Here is a 17,930-nt window from a genome sequence, read left to right as displayed (position 1 = left end):
GGTAACTCGCGGCTCATAATTGGAAATGGTGATTTAGATTAATTAGTTATAAGTTACCAATTACTAATTACCAATTACCGATTACTAATTACTGATTACTATTATTCATGACCATTCTTTTTTTTGGCGATATTGTCGGTCGTCCGGGTCGCCTGGCAGTCAAAAAAATTTTACCTGAACTAAAGAAGGCTTATGAGCCTGATTTAATTTTAGCTAATTGTGAAAATTTAGCCCACGGCAAAGGGGTTACGCGGGCAACTTTAAGTGTTTTGCGCGAATCTGGGATAGAGATTTTTACTTCCGGAAACCACGTTTTTAGTCAAAAGCAGGCTCACGAGATTTTAATCGAAAAAGACAGTGATCTTTTAAGGCCCGCCAATTATCCCCCGGGCGCGCCGGGGCGAGGTTTCAAGATAATGGAAATTGGAACCAAAAAGATTGCCGTCGTGAATCTGGTGGGACGTGTTTTTTTTAATGAAGATTTTGATTGCCCCTTCCGTTGCGCGGATGAAATTTTAGAGGAATTGAAAGAAAAAAAAATCAAAATCATTCTAGTGGATTTTCACGCGGAAGCGACAAGCGAAGCAATGGCTTTGGGTTGGTATCTGGACGGTAGGGTGTCTCTTGTCGCGGGTACGCATACCCACATTCAGACGGCGGATGAGCGCATTCTTCCCAAGGGCACAGCCTACATTACCGATATTGGCATGGTGGGCGCGCGCGATTCCGTGATCGGTGTGGATAAGGATTTAGTAATTGCTAATTTCCTCACTCAAATGCCTGTTTGTTTTGAGGTCGCGGAGGGAGATGTATCGGTGAATGCGATTATTTGCGAAATTGACAGTAAAACCGGACGGTCAGGCAGAATTGAGCGGATTCAAAGAGTAGTGAAGATGTGAGATGCTTTTAATTATTTCTTATTTTAAGAATATACCTTGAATTCGAAACTCACTCCCCCTGCCTGAGGGGGAGGTGGAGGGGGTGGGAGATAAACTTGATAAACTTTCAGAACCCCTCCTAAGCCTCCCGCTTTCCAAAGGGGAGGAATATTTATGGAAGTTTCATAAATATATGAATAAGAAACAAAAAATAAAAAATACTCTGTTTGATTCTGAAATCGTATGATTTTACCCCCCATATTTCGTTTCTTCCCTATTAAGGCTTGACAGAATATTTGCCTTGTGTATAGTTTATGCTATAATAAGCCATAAGAGGCTCATTGAAGAATATTAACCACCCCGAAGTTAAACTTTGGGGCATTAAAAAAAATGAAAAAACAAGAACTCGTGGAAAAAATGGCGGCCAAAACCGAAATTCCGAAAGCGCGAGTGCAAGAAATGATGGAGGCTTTTGAGGAGATTGTAACGAAGACTTTGGCGGACGGCGGAGAAGTTACTATGACCGGTTTCGGCACTTTCAAAGTGTCTCATCGCAAAGCGAGAACGGGCGTGAATCCCCAGAGACCAACAGAGAAAATTTCCATTCCGGCTGTGACCGTTCCGAAATTCAAGGCGGGTAAGAGCCTGAAGGATGCTGTGAAGAAGCAGTAGAGATTATCTTATCTATAATAAAACCTCATCCTGGTATTTTACTGATGAGGTTTTATTATAGTTTGACGGGAAGGGGTAAAATTTGGTAAATTAACAGTGTTCGGGGATTAGCGTAGTGGCTAGCGCGCCTGCTTTGGGAGCAGGAGGTCGTGAGTTCAAATCTCACATCCCCGACAAAAGATGTTCTCATTATTATTGAAGAAAGGAATAATTGTATTTGGGTTCACCCTGTTATTCAACAGGGTGCCCCATCGAATGATAGGGCAAATCCCACCGCTCCGGCAAGATTAGATAAACCATTTTTTCAAAATTATGTCCAGAATAATTAGTTTCGCGTCAGGCAATTTTTGGAGCTGGAAGGATTCTAAAGATCGCAATGGCTTATTGTCATATATGAAGAATCTTAAAGTTGATGGTATTGAGATTACTTTTTCCTCTAAAGAAGAGTTGTATGCCTCAAAGTTCTCTGCCGCCAACGAGAAGTGGCTCACAAAGTTGAATTATGTGACTATTCACGCCCCTTTTCATTTGAGCCGCGATGCGGATAATGAACAGGAAGTAATTAGGCAATTAAAAATTATTTCCGCACTATATACTAGAATTAACGCCAAAAACGTGATTATCCATCCTCAAGATTTGCCCGCGCCCCGCATCTTAAATATGTTTCCGTTCAAAGTGTCCACTGAAAACTTAGCTAAAAAGAAAAATATCACCATTGCTGACTTCCGAAAAATTTTTAAAAAATATCCCAAAGTTAATCTTTGCCTTGATGTCGCCCACGCTTATCTTTGGTCCAAGGATGAAACCGGCAAGCTGGTTAATGCCTTCAAAAATAGAATCTCGCAAATTCACTTTAGCGGCACCTACAGAAAGCGCGACCACCAGTCCATTAGGATTGTCACTAAAAATTTTTTGTCCTCTATAGAGCCCATATTTTCCTTAAAATGCCCGATTGTTATTGAGGGAGATATCCGACCAAAGAATCTTCAATTCTCACGCGACGAAGTTGAATTTATTAAAAATATGTTTAGAACTTAAAAAGACAGCACGAAAAAATACAATTTCTTAACTGTAGTTTTGCATTTTTCATTTTCAATTTTTTGCAAAAGAGTTTACACTGAGCAAGCCCAGGGCTTGCGAAGTGCGGGATTAGTACAATGGTAGTATGCCACCCTTCCAAGGTGGAGAAGCCAGTTCGAATCTGGTATCCCGCTCAAAATTCGTACGGCGGACCCGCTAGGTATGGGTTCGCCCCGTCATTCGACGGGGCGTCCTGTCGTATGACAGGACGACTCCCTTCACCCGCTCCAATCCGAAAAACTGTATATCACAAAAACCACCTCTGTTTTTCAGAGGGGTTTTTGTTATAATCCCACAGAATATCTATTTTTTTCCTTTTTCTGACTTTTGAATCACCTTTCTGACTTTATCAATAATTTCTTCTGTCGTAGAGTTTGCTTTAATAATATAATCCTCTGCGCCTAAGGCTTCCCCCTTTTTGATGTCATTTTCCTGCCCTAAATTGGTTAAGAGGATTACTGGTGTTTTCGCCACCGCTTTATTTTGTAAAGCGCGCATCCTTTTGAGGACTTCAAAGCCATCCATACCCGGTAAGATAATATCCAGAAGGACGACATCGGGTTTTTCCTCTTCAATTTTATGCAAACCCTCCTGCCCCTCAATAGCCGTAATGACCGTGAAATTTTCTTTTTGCAGTTTAATCAGGCATAAATCCCTTAAGATTGCGTCATCTTCAATAAGGACGATTTTACACGCTTCTCCTTCGCCTTTTTGCGCAGCGGAGACGGGTTTTGGGCTTTCCTCTTTATTGAAATAAGTTTCTATTTTTTTAAGAATGTCTTCGGGAGTGAGATCAGCTTTGACTAAATAGTCGCGCGCCCCGAGAGCGAATATTTTTTTCTCATCAGGTTCCGAGTTGGAAATAATAATCACCGGGATTTGATTGAGGAAAGGGTCATTATGTATTTCTTCTAGAACCTCGTATCCATTTTTATCCGGAATAACAATATCCAGAAGAATTAAATCTGGTTTATATTCCCTGATTTTTTTTAAACCCTCTGTGCCCGTGGGAGCGGTAATGGGTATATACCCTCCTTTGCTTAATTTTTTTTCCATCAGGGATAAAAGGGCTTTCTCGTCCTCAATAATCATTATTTTTTTTGTTTTTACGCTGCGATCATCATATGGCATATTTTGTTCTTTAGACCCCGTTAGAAATTTATTTCTAATGGGGTAAATAATAAATATATATCTGATTGTAGAGGCAGGCCTGCCTACCGTCAGGCAGGTTCAAAACCTATCCCTACTGCAAAAATCATGGAATTATTTTGTGATAGGAAGGGTGAAATAAAAAGTTGAACCTTTATTTTCTTCACTTTCCGCCCAGATGCGGCCTTTATGGTTTTCAATGATGTTTCGGGCAATAAAGAGCCCTAGTCCGGAACCTTCTGTTTGCGTCCGGATCGCGTTGTCGGCGCGAAAGAATCTTTGGAAAAGAGATGATTTTTGGTCTTCTGGGATGCCCATGCCATTATCCTTGATACTGACCTCAATGAATGGATCTTGCACCTTGAGATTAATTATGATTTCTCCTCCATTAGGAGTATAATTGATGGCGTTGCTTAGTAGATTCTGCAAAACTACATGGATCTTCGTTAGATCCATCCAGACAGGAGGCGCGGGTTTTTCACCCTTTTGGCATTTTAGGGAAATTTGTTTCTCTTCTAAAAAATACGAAAATTCTTTGATTGTGGTATCTACCAGATTTTCAATAGAGCTCGCGGCGAATTTATATTGAAATCGCCCTTCTTCAATGCGGGATATATTTAAGAGGTCGTTCACGAGATGAATCATCCGTTCATTGGAGCGATATCCTTTGGCGAGAATATCTTTTTGCTCTTTGCTTACCTCTCCCGCGTCTCCGTCCAGCAGCATTTTAATCCCCCATTTTACGGCGGAGAGGGGGGTGCGCAATTGGTGAGAAACAATGGAGATTAATTCTGATTTCATTGTATCCACCTCTTTCTCATGGGTAATATCGCGAATCATTTTTAGTAACCCGAGTTGTTTTTTGTCTTGCTCAATAGGCGCGGTCATAACTTGTAAAACCATTTTGCGCGGCTTCTCCAGGGTTATTTCCTCCTGCGAAAAAGAACCTGATTCCTTGCCTAGGGTTAATATTTTATAAAGATTCTGGTAAGAGGGATGGGTAAAGCTCCCAATGTTTTTAGTGCTTAATATCTTATTTTCTTTAATCCCTAAGATTTTTTCTGCCTGATGGTTGACTAAAATAATTTGCTTTTTGTGATTTAAGAGAATAGCGCCGTCAGGGAGGCTATTAAGGAGAGTGCGCGTTTTGTCCTGCGCCTCAAATGAAGGGGCGCTGCTGGGCATGGCTCTTTGCAGTTTAAAGACTAACCAGGAAACAATCGCCGTGACCGACAAAAAATAGGTGAGTTGGATCAAGAGTTCAGAGATTGAAAAAGGAATGATTTGTTTTTGAATAAAATAGCCGATAATCAAACCGTAACTTAACATGCTGCAGGCGGCAGTCGTAAGGCATACTTTATAGTTGTAGAAAAGGCTAGTCAGAGCGATAAGAACAAAATAGCCTACGATTACAGGCAGATCCGGTCCGTTAAAATAAGCGACCACGGCAATTAAGGAAGCGACTGCTCCGTTAATCAAATAAATTGCGAAAGAGGTTTCCCCTTTTTGATTTTTGTGCATTTATTTTTTTAGAATTTAATGGACAACCGCAATCTTTTTTTATTATAACACATTTTAATTTTTGAAAACAAGGAAATTTGTGATATAATTTAAATGACCTAATATGCTAAGGAAAATATTTTATGGGTAAGGATAAAATGTCTCCTGCTCTGCGGCCATTTGTTTTAGTGATTTTAGATGGTTGGGGTTTATCTCGGAACCAAAAAGGCAATGCTGTGCGGCAAGCCCGGATTCCTTACTTCAATCATTTGTGGGCCGTGTATCCGCGCGCTATTCTTAGCGCCTCTGGTCTCGCCGTGGGTCTTCCCAAGGGGCAGGTTGGCAATTCTGAAGCGGGGCATACGAATATAGGTGCGGGGCGGATCGTGAAGCAAGATTCAGTGGTCGTCAATGATTCTATCGCGAACGGCACTTTTTTTAAAAACCCAGCTTTCCTCCAAGCCATTCGTTATGTTAAAGCCAAGAATAGCCGGTTGCATTTATTTGGTCTTTTGACGGGAGCGCAGAGCGCCCACGCGGACCAGCGCCATCTTTATGCTTTTCTGGACTTGGTAAAAAAAGAAGGTTTGCGCCAGGTTTATCTTCATTTATTTACGGACGGACGCGATGCGCCCCCTATCTCCGCTCTGGAATACCTAAGGAATTTAGAGGCGCGGATGATAAGGATGGGAATAGGCAAAATTGTCAGTATTGCCGGTCGTTATTATGCGATGGATCGCATTCGCGATTGGGAAAGAGTGGAGATGGTTTATGACAATTTAACCCTGGGTATTGGAGAAAAAACAAGCAATGTTTTGCAGATGGTGCAAAACTATTACACTCAAGGAATCACGGATGAGTTTATACCCCCTACTGTGGTTACAGACTCGCCGCCTGTTTTAATTGAGGACGATGACGGTGTCATATTTTTTAATTTAAGAACAGACCGCGCTAAACAGATTACCGAGGCGTTTATTAAGGAAGGTTTCAGAGGATTTAAGCGCAAAAAGGTCTTGAAGGGCTTATGTTTTGTGACGATGACGGAATTCGGCCCGGGTTTAGACGACGCTTTAATTGCCTACCCCGGGAGACTGTTTTATAAAACTCTGCCGAATGTGGTGGGCCAGAATTCAGACTATCATCAGCTTTATATTGCCGAATCTGAAAAGTTTCCCCATGTCACTTATTTTTTGAATGGAGGCTTTTCCAAGCCCGTGGATCGGGAAGAGCGAGTGAGGATCCCCTCCTTGCGGGTAAAAAGTTACGTAGAGCAGCCGGAAATGAAAGCCCGAGAGGTAACGGATAAGGTGCTCGCGTCTTTAAAGGGTATGCTCGCGAATTTCGTGGTCTTAAACTATGCGAACCCTGATATGTTAGGGCACACAGGAAATCTGAAAGCGGCGATCTTCGCTTTGGAGTTTCTGGACCGGGAATTGTTGAGGCTGGCAAGCATAGTGAAAAAAATGAAAGGCACAATGCTGATTACCGCCGATCATGGCAATGTGGAAGAAATGATTAATCTCAAAACAGGCAGTATTTTAACAACTCACACCTCCAACCCCGTGCCTTTGATTTTGGCTGATTTTGGCAGAGGCAAGAAGATGAGGCTTAAAAAGAGAGGGAAACTAGCTAACATTGCGCCGACAATTTTGGACTATTTGGGTTTTAAAAAGCCTCAAGAGATGACGGAAGAAAGCCTGATTTTTCGGAATCATCGAAAATAAAAAGTTAAAAGGCAAAAGGTAAAACTGCGACTCAAAAGTTAAAAGTCTTTTATATTACTTTTAACCTTTGACTTTTGCGCTTTGACTCTATTTCAATGTTTTTCAAAGACGAAGAACTGATTAAAATTTTAACCGAGAATAATTTAGTGACGGCGGAGAAAATTCGCGCGGCCAGCCTTCAAGCAAAGCAGGATAAGGTGACTTTAGCCGCCGAACTGGTTAAACAAGGAATGGTTAGCGAAGAGGTATTAGCAGAACATTATGCGGAAACATCCAAGGTTCCTTATGTTAATCTTGAGAAGAAAAAAATTCCCAAGGAGGTTCTTCTTTCCATTCCCGAGCCGATCGCGCGCAACTATCAGGTAGTGGCTTTTGAGAAAGACAAAGAGAAATTAAAACTGGCGATGGTAGACCCCACGGATTTGCAAACCATTGAATTTATGGAGAAGAAGACAGGAATGAAGATTGAGGTTTTTCTGACGACACCTACCAGTATCAGTGAAGTTTTAAAGCAGTATCGCAAGAGCCTGAAAACAGAATTCTCCGAAATTATTGACAAACAAGGCATTCGGGAGCCAGAAGACGCCGAGGATTTAAGAAAAATGGCCAAAGAGCTGCCCGTAGTCAAAATCGTGGACACGCTTTTGGAATATGCCATCTACGAGAACGCTTCTGATATTCACATTGAACCTTTAGAGGGAGAAATTGTGGTGCGCTATAGGGTGGATGGGGTTTTAAGGGATGTGATGAGTCTGCCCAAAAAGATCTTGGCAGGGGTGGTGGCGCGGATTAAAGTGCTTTCTGACCTCAAAATTGATGAACATCGCCTGCCTCAAGATGGGCGGTTTAAGATTGAAAATGAGGAATATAAAATTTCTTTCCGTGTTTCCGTAATTCCTGTTTTTAATGGAGAGAAGATTGTAATGCGTCTCCTTTTTGAATCCGCCAAGCCGTTCACTATGGAAGAAATGGGTTTGCGTCTCAATGCTTTAAAGATTGTCAAATTAAATATCAATCGGCCTCACGGCATGATTCTTTCTACGGGTCCCACGGGATCGGGTAAAACTACCACGCTTTACAGTATTCTAAACATTCTCAATACTCCCGAGGTGAATATTTGCACCATTGAAGATCCCATTGAATACCATATGCCCCGCATTAATCAGAGCCAGGTGGCGCCCAAAATCGGTTATACTTTTGCCAATGGCCTAAGGTCGCTCCTCCGGCAAGATCCAGATATTATTATGGTGGGAGAGATTCGTGACAGCGAGACCGCGGAAATGGCGATTCATTCTTCTCTCACTGGTCATTTGGTATTGTCCACTTTGCATACGAACAACGCCGCTGGGGCGATTCCCCGCCTGATTGACATGAAGATTGAGCCGTTTCTTCTTGCTTCCACCTTAAATGTGATCATCGCCCAGAGATTGGTGCGCAAGATTTGCAGTAATTGTATTGAAAGTTTCCATCTTGATCGCGCGGCTTGGCAGAATTTGGAGAGTGAGGTGAATCTGAAGAAAATCTTAGAGATTATGGTCCGCGAAGGGGCTATCGTGTCCAGCAAGATCACCCCGGATTCTTTATTATTCTACCGTGGACGGGGCTGCGCCCAATGCAATAACACTGGTTATAAAGGACGTTTAGGAATTTTTGAGGTTTTGGAAGTCAGCGAGGCTATTCAGAGTTTAGCGACAAAGCGGGCGCCCACGGAAGAAATTGAAAAGCAAGCCATCAGTGAGGGAATGACGAGGATGATTGAAGACGGGTTTTACAAAGCCAAGATGGGCGTGACAACCCTGGAAGAGGTGTTGAGGGTAACCAAAGAGTAATTTCTAATTTTCAATTTCTAATTTCTATTAAATTTTTAATGAGTTAATTTTCAAACCCTTACCTCCTGATTGACACAAGTTTAAAAATTAGTTAATTATAAATTTAATAAAAATTAAAAATTAGAAATTGAAAATTCTCCATTATGCCTTTATACATTTATTCGGCTCGCGATAAAGAGGGCAATGTCAAAAAGGGCGAAATTGATTTGGATTCTGAAGCTAAACTTGCGGAGTGGCTTTATAGTCAAGGTTTTTTGCTAACCCACTTTGACGAGAAGGGAAAAAAAGGGAAAGTTCTTTTTTTGCAGAAAATTTTAACTCAAATCGGTTTTATTTCCCTAATGGATAAGGTATTATTCACGCAGTATCTGGAAGTGATGCTGAAAGCCGGACTGTCGCTTGTCAAGGCGCTCCATATTTTAGTGAGCCAGACAGCCAACCGTAAGTTCAAAAGAGTAATTCAAGATTTATACAGAAGCGTGGAAACAGGCGTAACTTTTTGTGATGCTCTCGCCAGGCATCCGAAGGTTTTTCCTGATTTATACGTGAATGTGGTTAAAACCGGGGAGGTTTCCGGCACATTAACCCAAGCTTTAAATCAGCTTGCCGTGCAACTAAAAAAAGATCGTGATTTAGTTAAGAAAGTAACGGGCGCAATGACTTATCCAGCCGTAGTCTTAGTGGCGATGGGCGGTATTGGTTTTTTGATGATGACCTTTGTTTTACCGAAATTAGTTACCATTTTTGAAGAATTTGACGCCCGTCTTCCCCTGCCGACGCGGATCTTGATCGCGACCAGCAAATTTATGGGCGCGTATGTCTGGTGGATTTTAGGGGGCATTGTATTATTTGGCTTCCTCGCCTTCAAGGCGATACGCAGCCGTACAGGGCGTTTGATTTTTCACCGAATTTATCTTTTTCTGCCGGTTATCGGCAAAGTCGTTAAAAAGATTAACCTTGCCCGTTTTATTCGCAACCTCGCTTCACTGCTCGCTTCCGGGCTGCCGATTTTAGAGGCTTTAAATGTAGTGTCAGATGCGCTAGGCAATGTGTATTATCAAAAAGCAGTGAAGGCCTCCATTGTGGAGGTCCAGAAAGGGACTGCTTTAAGCAAGGCTCTATCTCATAATAAGCTTCTCTTCCCGCCTATCGTGACCCAGGTGATTGAAGTGGGAGAGGAGACGGGCGCCTTGGATGAAATTTTAGTCAAATTAGCCGAGTTTTATGAAGAAGACGTGGATCAAACAATGAAGAATATTTCCACGATTGTTGAGCCGGTTTTGATGCTTGTTATAGGCGCGGCAGTAGGCGCGATGGCTATAGCGGTGATTTTGCCGATCTATTCGTTAACGAGCGTCTTATAATTAGTGCAAAATTCAAGGTTCAAAATTCAAAGTTGCCGCGCCCGCCATGCAAGCAAAGCGTTGCGGGTGGGCGGTTCAAAGTGCAAAATTATTGCGAAGCAATCGCTTTGCAAAAGAAACTTTAAACTTTGAATTCAACTTTTCACTTTGCACTTTGAACTTTTAACTCTTTATTTCAAAATGGGTAGATATTACAGTCACTATAACCATAAGGCATTTACCTTAATAGAATTATTAATCGTATTGTCTATCTTTTCTATCCTAGCCGCGATTACGCTTTTTAGTTTTCGGAGATTCGCGCCGACCTACAAACTCTCTCGCGAGACCGAGAAAGTTGTCCAGAATTTAAGATTGGCGCAGCAGAAAACAGTTACGGAGCAGATAACCTATTTAGTGTGGTTTGATTTAGTAGGCAAGAGGAATTATGAGATTATCCGTTTAAATCCAGATCCTGAAAATCCTGGCGGTTATTTGCCGGAGACGATCCAAACCGAAACCCTGGATTCCGATATTGAGATTCGGGAATTGCGCGATTTAAGCAATCCAGAGATTCAGTTCACCACGGCGGGCGGAGTGGTGGACGCGGGTCAGATTGACCTTGCTAATCGTTATGATGAAGTGAAGACCATTGATGTGCGTCCCGCGGGCTTTATCAACTATTAATCCAAAGTGCCAACCCGCCTCGCTTGAAGCGAAGCTTCCAGAGCGGGCGCGGCAAGATTCCATTAAAATTATTCTAATTGTTCTAATTTCTAATTTCTAACTAAATCCCAATGACCAATGGTGAAATGACCAAAATTTTAGACATTAGACATTGGGGTTTGGTCATTATTTAGAACAATTAGGTCAATTAGAACAATTAGCATAATTTATGTCCAATAAACATAATTACGCCTTTACCCCCGCGTTGGAACGCCACGGATGTAAATCCATAATGGCACAGGGCTTTACCTTAATTGAAGCCGTGGTTGCTCTCGCTATTTTTTTGATTGCTTTTTTAGCGGTTTTGCAATTTTTACCTCTGGGTTCCAAGTTAGCAACAATCGCGCGCCACGACACGCAGGTCGCCTTCCTCGCCCAGGGGAAAATGGAGGAATACATAGCCAAACCTTACAATGCGCTTGAAACCGGTGTTGTGGAGGCCCGCGCTTCGGCTGTTGAAGATACCACAAGCCAGCTTCATTATTTTGAAATCCAAACCGAAATTCATCATGTGGACGGAGATTTAAACGAGGTCTCCGAAGATGAGGGGATGAAAAAAATAGAAGTAACGGTTTATTGGCGGGAAGGAATCCAGGATAAACAAAAAAGTTGGGTAACTTTGGTTAGTAGATATTAGCAGGTATTAATTTTTAATTTTCAATGTCTAATTTCTATTAAATTTTCAATGAATCAATTTTCAAACACTCATTTCTTAATAAGGAAGTTTAAAAATTAAATCATTAGAAATTTAATAAAAATTGAAAATTAGAAATTGAAAATTCGTAAAATGGTTAATTTAAATTCCCAAAAAGGTTTTACGCTAGCCGAAATCTTAGTGGCTATCAGTGTAGGTTTAGTTGTTGTTTTACTTGCCTATGCTTCTTATGATTTAGCTTTGCGCTTTACGGAGAAAGAAAACAAAAAGGTGGAATTAGCCCAAAACGGTCGCGTCGCCCTGGATCGCATCACCCGTGATTTGCGGCAATCTCAAGAATTGGTGACCGATCTGCCTCCTGTTTCCGATGACCCGGATAGTCCCCCGCCGGCGGAGATTATGTTCCAAGACGGTCATACCCTGGAGCCTATACAATATATTCGTTACTATGTGCTGGACGGCAGTTTGCATCGTGAGCGCAGTCATTATTATTTTTCCGCTGACCCGGACTCGTGGGTGGTCTGGAGCGCGGTAGATGAATTTGGCCATAGCGCGGAAAAAGCGGTAGATGCCGATGAGGTTATAGCGGAATACATTGATCATTTAATATTTTGGGGGGAAGACAGGCTGGTGCATATTATGCTTACCGCTCTCTCTTTGGAAGAGAAGGTGGATTTTTTAACGGGTGTTTGCGGACGCAATTTAAGATGAAGATATCTTTTTATTTAAGTTTTAAAATTGTATAATGGAAATAGGATTTTATAGAAAAAATCAATACAGATCAGGCTTTGCTTTGATTACGATTATTTTAATTTTAGGCGTCCTTTTATTGGTTGGCGCAACCTTTTTTACGCTTGTTACCTTGGAGAGAAGGATTTCTTTAAGCCAGGGTTCGGCTTTTGAAACCTATTATTTAGCCGAAGCCGGTATTAATGAGGCGGTCTATAAACTGCGCAATGATTCTGATTGGCGGCAGGAATTTGAAGATGGAAATATCAGCCGCACTTTGACGCGCGACAGCGGGTTAGCGAGCGGAGGTGCCTACGAGGTGCAAATTGAGGCTACAGATCCGGGAAGGGCGGATATTATCTCTATAGGAAAATTAACTTTAACCGGCGCTACCGCACAAAGAATTGTCAAAACAAAGGTCGTGCGGGCTGTAAATCCGAGCCCTCTGGCGGGAATGGCAACCTATAGCGATGTGGACACCAATATTAATATGAGCGTGGTGAATATCACGGGCGGGGATATGTTTGCAAATGATGATTTAGATTTATTCGCTTGGAGTGGGGCTAATATTGATGGACAGGCTTTAACTGCCGATGAGATTCATCTTTACTCCTGGTCAAATCTTAATGCCACGGAAGGCTGTGGCGCGGTGAATTGTCCTGTGGTTGGGTGTTCTCCATGTGCCGCGCCGCCCGACCATGTGGCAATGCCAATGCTTGATTTTGACTCGGACGACCCCAATTCTTACAAAAGCCGCGCGGGCGCGGTTTATACCGAAGATGAATTCCGCACGCTTTTAGACAATAATAATCCATTGGTTTTAAATAGCGATGTGAATTATGTAGAGGGTGATGTGCGTTTGAAGCGGGGCGATTCCTTGGTGTTGAATGGTATTCTAGTGGCGGATGGCAATATTATTTACGGCGACACAGGAGGGGCTCGTTCTGAACCCATTCATTTGGAAGTGAATAATACTCCAGGCAAAGGTTCGGGATTTATCGCTAAGGGTTCTGTGGAAATTCTGGGTCGTCCTTTCAGCGGGGATGTCAATATTGAAGGCGTGCTTTACGCTATGGATGGGGTGCGCATCCAAAATTTAAGCTTTACGGGCGAGGTGAATATTACGGGTTCAATTATTGGTCGGGAGGTTGACTTTTTAAACTTTTGGAGCGATATGAATATTACTTATAATGATGAGATTCTGAATAAAAGCCTTTTCGGTCCGCCTACCGATTCCCCCGTGGTCACGATTGAACATTGGGAGGAAGAATATTGAAAAAAGTTAAAAGTTAAATCTCAAAAGGTAAATCTGCAAGGTAAAAGTTAAAAGTCTTCTATTTCTACTATACTTTTGCCTTTTGACTTTTGAGATTTAAGATTTATTCAATGCATGCTTTTGGTTTAGATCTCTCGGATCAAAGTTTAAAATTGATTGAACTAAAAAGAGAAGGAAAAAATATTGAACTTTCTAATTTTTGTGAATTCCTTTTGCAGGAAGGGACGGTTATTAAGGGCAGGGTGGTGAAGGAAGATCTTTTGGTTGCGGCAATAAATGAGAGCAGGGTAAAGGCGCGTAAAGGCAGGATAAAAACTCGGTTTGTGGTTGCTTGTGTGCCAGAATATGAATCTTTTGTGCGGATTATTAAATTACCTCGTTTGCCCGAAGAGGAATTGGCGGAGGCGGTCAAATGGGAATCAGAACAGCACATTCCGCTTTCCGGCAGCGAGGTTTATTTAGATTGGCAGAAAGTGGGCGAATCCCCTGATCATTTAGAGGTCTTAGTCGCCGCTTCGCCCAAGAAACTGGTGGACAGCTATATCAATGTTTTACGGAGAGCAGATCTCATTCCTATTGCTTGCGAGGTGGAATCAGCGGCTACCGCGCGCAGTCTCGTTCGCGAAGGAGATAATGCTTGTTATCTTCTTGTGGATATTGGCATTAGCCGGACCAGTTTGATTATTTATGACCGCGCGACTCTCCAATTTACAGCCTCCGTGGAGCCGGCGGGCGAAACTTTTACCAATAACTTGATGCGGGATTTAAAAATCAGCATAACCGAAGCCGAAGGGATGAAAAAAATTTATGGTTTGAACGCGAAAGAGAGCGGGATTGAGGCAAAGATTTATCAAAGTTTAAAAGGGGGGTTAGAGGCTTTAGCTCGAGAAATTGAAACGGCATTGAGATTCTACCAAGATCATTTTCCCCAAGGGCAAATTTTAAGCAAGGTGGTTCTTTGCGGCGGTGGCGCGAAATTGAAAGGCCTCGTTCCAGAGCTCAAGATAATTTTAAAAAAGGAAGTTGTTTTAGGGGATCCTTGGGTGAATATCTTAGCCCCCAAGAGCAAGTATTTGCCGGAAGTTAGCCGTAAGGATTCTTTGGGCTATGCCACGGCTATAGGCTTAGCTTTAAGGGGGATGGAAGGGGTTTAGTTAAGAGTTCAAAGTGCAAAGTTTAAAGTTGATTGTAAATGAAATTGTAACTTTGAATTTTGCCTGCCCGCCATTGGCTTCGCCAGCAGGTGATGGCAGGCGGGAACTTTGAATTTTGAACTTGTTTTATGATTACCATCAATCTTCTCCCTCCTCAAAATATTAAAGACTTAAAATTAACAAGACTGCATTCATTTCTTTTCAGGAGAGTCTTGGTGCTTTCCATTTTTGGGATTTTGGTTTTAGCCCTGCTCCTTGGCGCTGACTTTTTGTTGCGCCATAATTTAAAAATTTTAGAGGGAGATCTGGAGCAAAAAAAGAGCGCTTCTGCCGCCTCTGGATTTTCCGCTTTAGAGGATAAGATCAACCAATTCAACAACAACCTTGAAAAGATTGCGGCTCTTCAATTCCAACACATCCGTTTTAGTCCCTTTTTAGTTGAGCTGACCCGTTTGACGCCCCCCGAAGTTAGAATAATCCGTCTTCAGGTTCAGAAGGATGGAGGTGGCGTGGAAATACAGGGCGTGGCGGAGACGCGGGATAGTTTATTGCGTTTCCAAAAGAATCTTGCCGAAAGCGCGTTTTTTAAAGACATTGAGTCTCCCCTTTCTAATTTGGAAAGCCGTGAGGATGTGGATTTTCAGTTAAAATTTAAAGTTAAGGAAGAATATTTAAAGTAAATTTTTATATGTCTACCTTTTTTCCAAAAAAGAAATTAATTATTTTCATTCTTGCTACTTTGTGCGTTTGGGCGGGCGGCGGTCTTTTAATCTATTATTTTGTGGTGCAAGATATTAAAAATTTAAGCAACGAGATTGTAGAAAAGAGGCAGGAGCTTAATGAGCTTGATTATAATGCGAGCAATTTTGATAAATTCTCTGCGGATTACGAGAAAGTGGCACCAGACGTTTTCTTAATCAATGAAACATTTTTAGATCAGACAAGCTTTATTGTTTTCATCCAGAAGTTGGAAAAGATTGCCCAAGAAACGGGTATGGTGCAAAAAATTGACCTGGAGAAGAAAGAAATGCCAAAGAAAAGCGCCCCTTCTGGAGAAGAAGGAGAAGATAGCAAGGTAAAATCTAAAGAAACTGCTCCAAGCCGCGCTGTGGAGCCTTTGGTTTACAGGTTGAATTTAGAAGGCAGTTTTCCCAATTTTGTGAAATATTTACAGTCTCTAGAGAATCTAAACTATTATACCAATCCTCGCCTTGCGAGTTTTACTCTCAAAAATAAAGAAACAAAGACATCTAGTCCCCCCCTCGAGATTGAGCCGCAGGCAGACCTTATCCAGGCATCAGTTGAAGCGGAAGTCTATACCACTAACATTTCTAATTGATTTTATGAATTTTCCTTCCATAAACAGCCAGAACTTCATTTCTTTTGTGCAAAAACGTCGCAATTTGATTTCGGTTTGTATAATGATGTTGATTATTTTAGTAGTGGGTTTAATGGTTATTTTCTTTCTGAACGACAATGTTCTCGCGATGAAGGACAAAGGGGGGGAGGTTAAAGAATTAAAGGTCAATACGCGGCTTTATTATGAAGTGAGCGACAGAATGCGGCAAAATGAGCAAAGACCCGTGTCAGGGATTGGGGATTTAAGAAATCCATTTTGCGGGGAGTAGTCTCTGGAATCATGAATTATGAATTATGAATCAGGAATAAAGAAGAATAAATTATAAAATTCAATTCCTCATTCATGATTCCTGATTCCCGATTCGAACTCAAGTTTATTTAGAATTTGTGATTTTGGAATTGGAATTTTAAATTACAAAACATAAAAACACCCTTAAATAAAGGTGTTTTTATTTCTGTGAGGTTTATTTCTCGGGATGTTCCCCTTAAAGCAAGATGTTTTTTACGGCAATAATTTTAGAGCCGTCAAAAAGGGTGTATTCTATGAGTTTAAATTCTTGATATTCTTTGAGGACGCGGTAATTTTTTTCGGAGTTTATTTTTTCCGAGGTTAAAAACAAAGTTTTTTTCACGGGGGTGATACGGTCTGTTTCCGAGAGCGCGGCATTATCTATGGTTCTTGGGCTTAAAGAAACCTCGGAAGTTTTTTGGAGTAAGGGGTTCTGTCCATTTATCACTCCGAGGACAATAAGTAAAATCAGGGAGAGGCAGAGAGACGCTGTCCTTAATGTAAATAGCTGGCGCAATGGGAGGAGGCGCAAAGCCGCTATTTTTTGTTTCCAGTCTATCTTCCGTTTCCGAGGGTATAGCGCAGAGAGCCTTTGTTTGAGATATTGGCGGTAGTTATCGCGCGCTTCAGGTCGCGTGGCAATAAGTCGGGCGCAAAAACCGAGCAAGGCATTATTCTTAAGGTGATTCCGACCTTGCGGCGCGGAGAGCATCTTCTCAATCTCATTTAAAAGGCTTTGATTGTTGACTCTGTCGGCTCCGTTAGATAGTGAACATCCAACGGGGTTCACAGGATTATTTTTTTTAGACATAAGTTTATATATATTATAACAAGGTTGCTAGTTTAATTACTGCAAATTTTGGTAACGGCGGTGGAGAGTGCGCAGGGCGCGGCAGAGGTTAGAGGCGACGGTTTTTTCCGAGATCTTGAGGATTTGGGCTATTTCTTTATTCCGCCTTTCAGCAAAAAAACGCAAAGCGACGATCTCGGCTTGCCGAGCGGGCAGTGTATTTACTAATTTTTGCAGTTCTTGGAAGCCTTCTTTGCGCTTTACCGCGTCGGAAGGTAGGATTTCGTGGGAGGCGATTTCGGGCAAATCCGCAAGGTTTACCAACCGCCCGCGAGAGTTTTTTTTGTAATAGTCAATAATGGTATTGCGGGCGATTTGGAAAAGCCAGGAGCCAAAGTTAGCGTTTTCCCTCCAGCGGAAACGGGAGAGGTATTTCAAAGCTTTTTCAAAAATATCCGCCACCACATCTTCCGTATCCTCAAGGCTGCTCACGCGGTAAGCGGCAAAGCGGAAGATTTTGGGAAAATAAAAATTATAAAGCTCCACAAAGGCTTCAGGATCCCTTTGGGCTTTTTTGACGAGTTTTTTTTCTTGGTTTTTGAATGGAAGCATAAATCAGGAAGCATGAATTAGGGGTGAATTTATTTTAGCACATCTTCGTGTAACTTATAACATATAACGCGTAACGCAAGAGCCATTCCGTGAGGAGATTGCACTCCCCCTGCCCGAGGGGGAGATGGAGGGGGTGGGAGGATAACCTTTCTATTCTTTAGATAGACT

The 17,930-nt window shown here is 42.0% G+C and carries 18 protein-coding genes and 2 tRNA genes; 16 read left to right on the top strand and 4 right to left on the bottom strand.

Features of this window, described 5'->3' with window-relative positions:
- The first annotated feature begins 107 nt into the window (after positions 1-107).
- From PHW01_02225 to PHW01_02205, 5 genes are all read left to right on the top strand, one after another.
- The gene (locus PHW01_02225) at positions 108-899 is read left to right on the top strand and encodes a TIGR00282 family metallophosphoesterase (GenBank protein ID MDD5626806.1); all 792 of its coding nucleotides are present in this window, start codon (positions 108-110) and stop codon (positions 897-899) included.
- Positions 900-1,268: 369 nt separating this feature from the next.
- On the top strand, positions 1,269-1,550 hold the full coding sequence (locus PHW01_02220) for an HU family DNA-binding protein (GenBank protein MDD5626805.1): 282 nt from the start codon (positions 1,269-1,271) through the stop codon (positions 1,548-1,550).
- Between the two features lie 101 nt (positions 1,551-1,651).
- Positions 1,652-1,724 (top strand) — tRNA-Pro (locus tag PHW01_02215).
- 138 nt (positions 1,725-1,862) lie between these two features.
- On the top strand, positions 1,863-2,588 hold the full coding sequence (locus PHW01_02210) for a hypothetical protein (protein ID MDD5626804.1): 726 nt from the start codon (positions 1,863-1,865) through the stop codon (positions 2,586-2,588).
- Between the two features lie 105 nt (positions 2,589-2,693).
- A tRNA-Gly gene (locus PHW01_02205) sits at positions 2,694-2,764 on the top strand.
- 169 nt (positions 2,765-2,933) lie between these two features.
- On the opposite strand, the gene PHW01_02200 is transcribed toward PHW01_02205, so the two are convergent.
- Positions 2,934-3,761: a response regulator gene (locus PHW01_02200; protein ID MDD5626803.1), complete on the bottom strand. Its 828-nt coding sequence runs from the start codon at positions 3,759-3,761 to the stop codon at positions 2,934-2,936.
- A 132-nt stretch (positions 3,762-3,893) separates the two neighbouring features.
- Positions 3,894-5,300 carry an ATP-binding protein gene (locus PHW01_02195; GenBank protein ID MDD5626802.1) on the bottom strand — a complete coding sequence of 469 codons (1,407 nt, stop codon included), beginning with the start codon at positions 5,298-5,300 and terminating at the stop codon, positions 3,894-3,896.
- Between the two features lie 122 nt (positions 5,301-5,422).
- On the opposite strand from PHW01_02195, the gene gpmI reads away from it, so the two are divergent.
- The 11 genes from gpmI (at position 5,423) to PHW01_02140 (ending at position 16,340) form a co-directional block, all read left to right on the top strand.
- On the top strand, positions 5,423-7,003 hold the full coding sequence (gene gpmI / locus PHW01_02190) for a 2,3-bisphosphoglycerate-independent phosphoglycerate mutase (protein ID MDD5626801.1): 1,581 nt from the start codon (positions 5,423-5,425) through the stop codon (positions 7,001-7,003).
- 95 nt (positions 7,004-7,098) lie between these two features.
- Positions 7,099-8,832 carry a GspE/PulE family protein gene (locus PHW01_02185; protein ID MDD5626800.1) on the top strand — a complete coding sequence of 578 codons (1,734 nt, stop codon included), beginning with the start codon at positions 7,099-7,101 and terminating at the stop codon, positions 8,830-8,832.
- Between the two features lie 143 nt (positions 8,833-8,975).
- Positions 8,976-10,196 (top strand): type II secretion system F family protein, encoded by a 1,221-nt coding sequence (locus tag PHW01_02180; protein MDD5626799.1) that lies wholly within the window; start codon positions 8,976-8,978, stop codon positions 10,194-10,196.
- Between the two features lie 180 nt (positions 10,197-10,376).
- Positions 10,377-10,859 carry a type II secretion system protein gene (locus tag PHW01_02175; GenBank protein MDD5626798.1) on the top strand — a complete coding sequence of 161 codons (483 nt, stop codon included), beginning with the start codon at positions 10,377-10,379 and terminating at the stop codon, positions 10,857-10,859.
- 208 nt (positions 10,860-11,067) lie between these two features.
- Positions 11,068-11,535 carry a type II secretion system protein gene (locus PHW01_02170; GenBank protein ID MDD5626797.1) on the top strand — a complete coding sequence of 156 codons (468 nt, stop codon included), beginning with the start codon at positions 11,068-11,070 and terminating at the stop codon, positions 11,533-11,535.
- 150 nt (positions 11,536-11,685) lie between these two features.
- A complete protein-coding gene (locus tag PHW01_02165) occupies positions 11,686-12,264 on the top strand; it encodes a prepilin-type N-terminal cleavage/methylation domain-containing protein (protein ID MDD5626796.1) in 579 nt (192 codons plus the stop codon).
- 34 nt (positions 12,265-12,298) lie between these two features.
- Positions 12,299-13,558 carry a hypothetical protein gene (locus tag PHW01_02160; protein MDD5626795.1) on the top strand — a complete coding sequence of 420 codons (1,260 nt, stop codon included), beginning with the start codon at positions 12,299-12,301 and terminating at the stop codon, positions 13,556-13,558.
- A 110-nt stretch (positions 13,559-13,668) separates the two neighbouring features.
- Positions 13,669-14,712 carry a type IV pilus assembly protein PilM gene (pilM, locus tag PHW01_02155; GenBank protein ID MDD5626794.1) on the top strand — a complete coding sequence of 348 codons (1,044 nt, stop codon included), beginning with the start codon at positions 13,669-13,671 and terminating at the stop codon, positions 14,710-14,712.
- A gap of 128 nt (positions 14,713-14,840) precedes the next feature.
- Complete coding sequence (locus tag PHW01_02150; protein ID MDD5626793.1) at positions 14,841-15,392, top strand: PilN domain-containing protein; 552 nt, start codon at positions 14,841-14,843, stop codon at positions 15,390-15,392.
- Between the two features lie 8 nt (positions 15,393-15,400).
- The gene (locus PHW01_02145; protein MDD5626792.1) at positions 15,401-16,051 is read left to right on the top strand and encodes a hypothetical protein; all 651 of its coding nucleotides are present in this window, start codon (positions 15,401-15,403) and stop codon (positions 16,049-16,051) included.
- A gap of 4 nt (positions 16,052-16,055) precedes the next feature.
- Positions 16,056-16,340, top strand: a complete 285-nt coding sequence (locus PHW01_02140) for a hypothetical protein (protein MDD5626791.1) — start codon at positions 16,056-16,058, stop codon at positions 16,338-16,340.
- Positions 16,341-16,556: 216 nt separating this feature from the next.
- On the opposite strand, the gene PHW01_02135 is transcribed toward PHW01_02140, so the two are convergent.
- The gene (locus PHW01_02135; protein MDD5626790.1) at positions 16,557-17,171 is read right to left on the bottom strand and encodes a hypothetical protein; all 615 of its coding nucleotides are present in this window, start codon (positions 17,169-17,171) and stop codon (positions 16,557-16,559) included.
- 36 nt (positions 17,172-17,207) lie between these two features.
- Complete coding sequence (locus PHW01_02130) at positions 17,208-17,762, bottom strand: sigma-70 family RNA polymerase sigma factor (GenBank protein ID MDD5626789.1); 555 nt, start codon at positions 17,760-17,762, stop codon at positions 17,208-17,210.
- Positions 17,763-17,930 lie beyond the last annotated feature (168 nt).

The organism is Patescibacteria group bacterium (assembly GCA_028717685.1).
Taxonomy (GTDB): domain Bacteria; phylum Patescibacteriota; class JAQUNI01; order JAQUNI01; family JAQUNI01; genus JAQUNI01.
This window is presented reverse-complemented; position numbering and strand designations above follow the sequence as displayed.

Bases quoted from the DNA above. Each gene is read 5' to 3' on its own strand.
- PHW01_02225 (MDD5626806.1), top strand. From the start codon at position 108: ATGACCATTCTTTTTTTTGGCGATATTGTCGGTCGTCCGGGTCGCCTG.
- PHW01_02220 (MDD5626805.1), top strand. From the start codon at position 1,269: ATGAAAAAACAAGAACTCGTGGAAAAAATGGCGGCCAAAACCGAAATT.
- PHW01_02210 (MDD5626804.1), top strand. From the start codon at position 1,863: ATGTCCAGAATAATTAGTTTCGCGTCAGGCAATTTTTGGAGCTGGAAG.
- PHW01_02200 (MDD5626803.1), bottom strand. From the start codon at position 3,761: ATGCCATATGATGATCGCAGCGTAAAAACAAAAAAAATAATGATTATT.
- PHW01_02195 (MDD5626802.1), bottom strand. From the start codon at position 5,300: ATGCACAAAAATCAAAAAGGGGAAACCTCTTTCGCAATTTATTTGATT.
- gpmI (MDD5626801.1), top strand. From the start codon at position 5,423: ATGGGTAAGGATAAAATGTCTCCTGCTCTGCGGCCATTTGTTTTAGTG.
- PHW01_02185 (MDD5626800.1), top strand. From the start codon at position 7,099: ATGTTTTTCAAAGACGAAGAACTGATTAAAATTTTAACCGAGAATAAT.
- PHW01_02180 (MDD5626799.1), top strand. From the start codon at position 8,976: ATGCCTTTATACATTTATTCGGCTCGCGATAAAGAGGGCAATGTCAAA.
- PHW01_02175 (MDD5626798.1), top strand. From the start codon at position 10,377: ATGGGTAGATATTACAGTCACTATAACCATAAGGCATTTACCTTAATA.
- PHW01_02170 (MDD5626797.1), top strand. From the start codon at position 11,068: ATGTCCAATAAACATAATTACGCCTTTACCCCCGCGTTGGAACGCCAC.
- PHW01_02165 (MDD5626796.1), top strand. From the start codon at position 11,686: ATGGTTAATTTAAATTCCCAAAAAGGTTTTACGCTAGCCGAAATCTTA.
- PHW01_02160 (MDD5626795.1), top strand. From the start codon at position 12,299: ATGGAAATAGGATTTTATAGAAAAAATCAATACAGATCAGGCTTTGCT.
- pilM (MDD5626794.1), top strand. From the start codon at position 13,669: ATGCATGCTTTTGGTTTAGATCTCTCGGATCAAAGTTTAAAATTGATT.
- PHW01_02150 (MDD5626793.1), top strand. From the start codon at position 14,841: ATGATTACCATCAATCTTCTCCCTCCTCAAAATATTAAAGACTTAAAA.
- PHW01_02145 (MDD5626792.1), top strand. From the start codon at position 15,401: ATGTCTACCTTTTTTCCAAAAAAGAAATTAATTATTTTCATTCTTGCT.
- PHW01_02140 (MDD5626791.1), top strand. From the start codon at position 16,056: ATGAATTTTCCTTCCATAAACAGCCAGAACTTCATTTCTTTTGTGCAA.
- PHW01_02135 (MDD5626790.1), bottom strand. From the start codon at position 17,171: ATGTCTAAAAAAAATAATCCTGTGAACCCCGTTGGATGTTCACTATCT.
- PHW01_02130 (MDD5626789.1), bottom strand. From the start codon at position 17,762: ATGCTTCCATTCAAAAACCAAGAAAAAAAACTCGTCAAAAAAGCCCAA.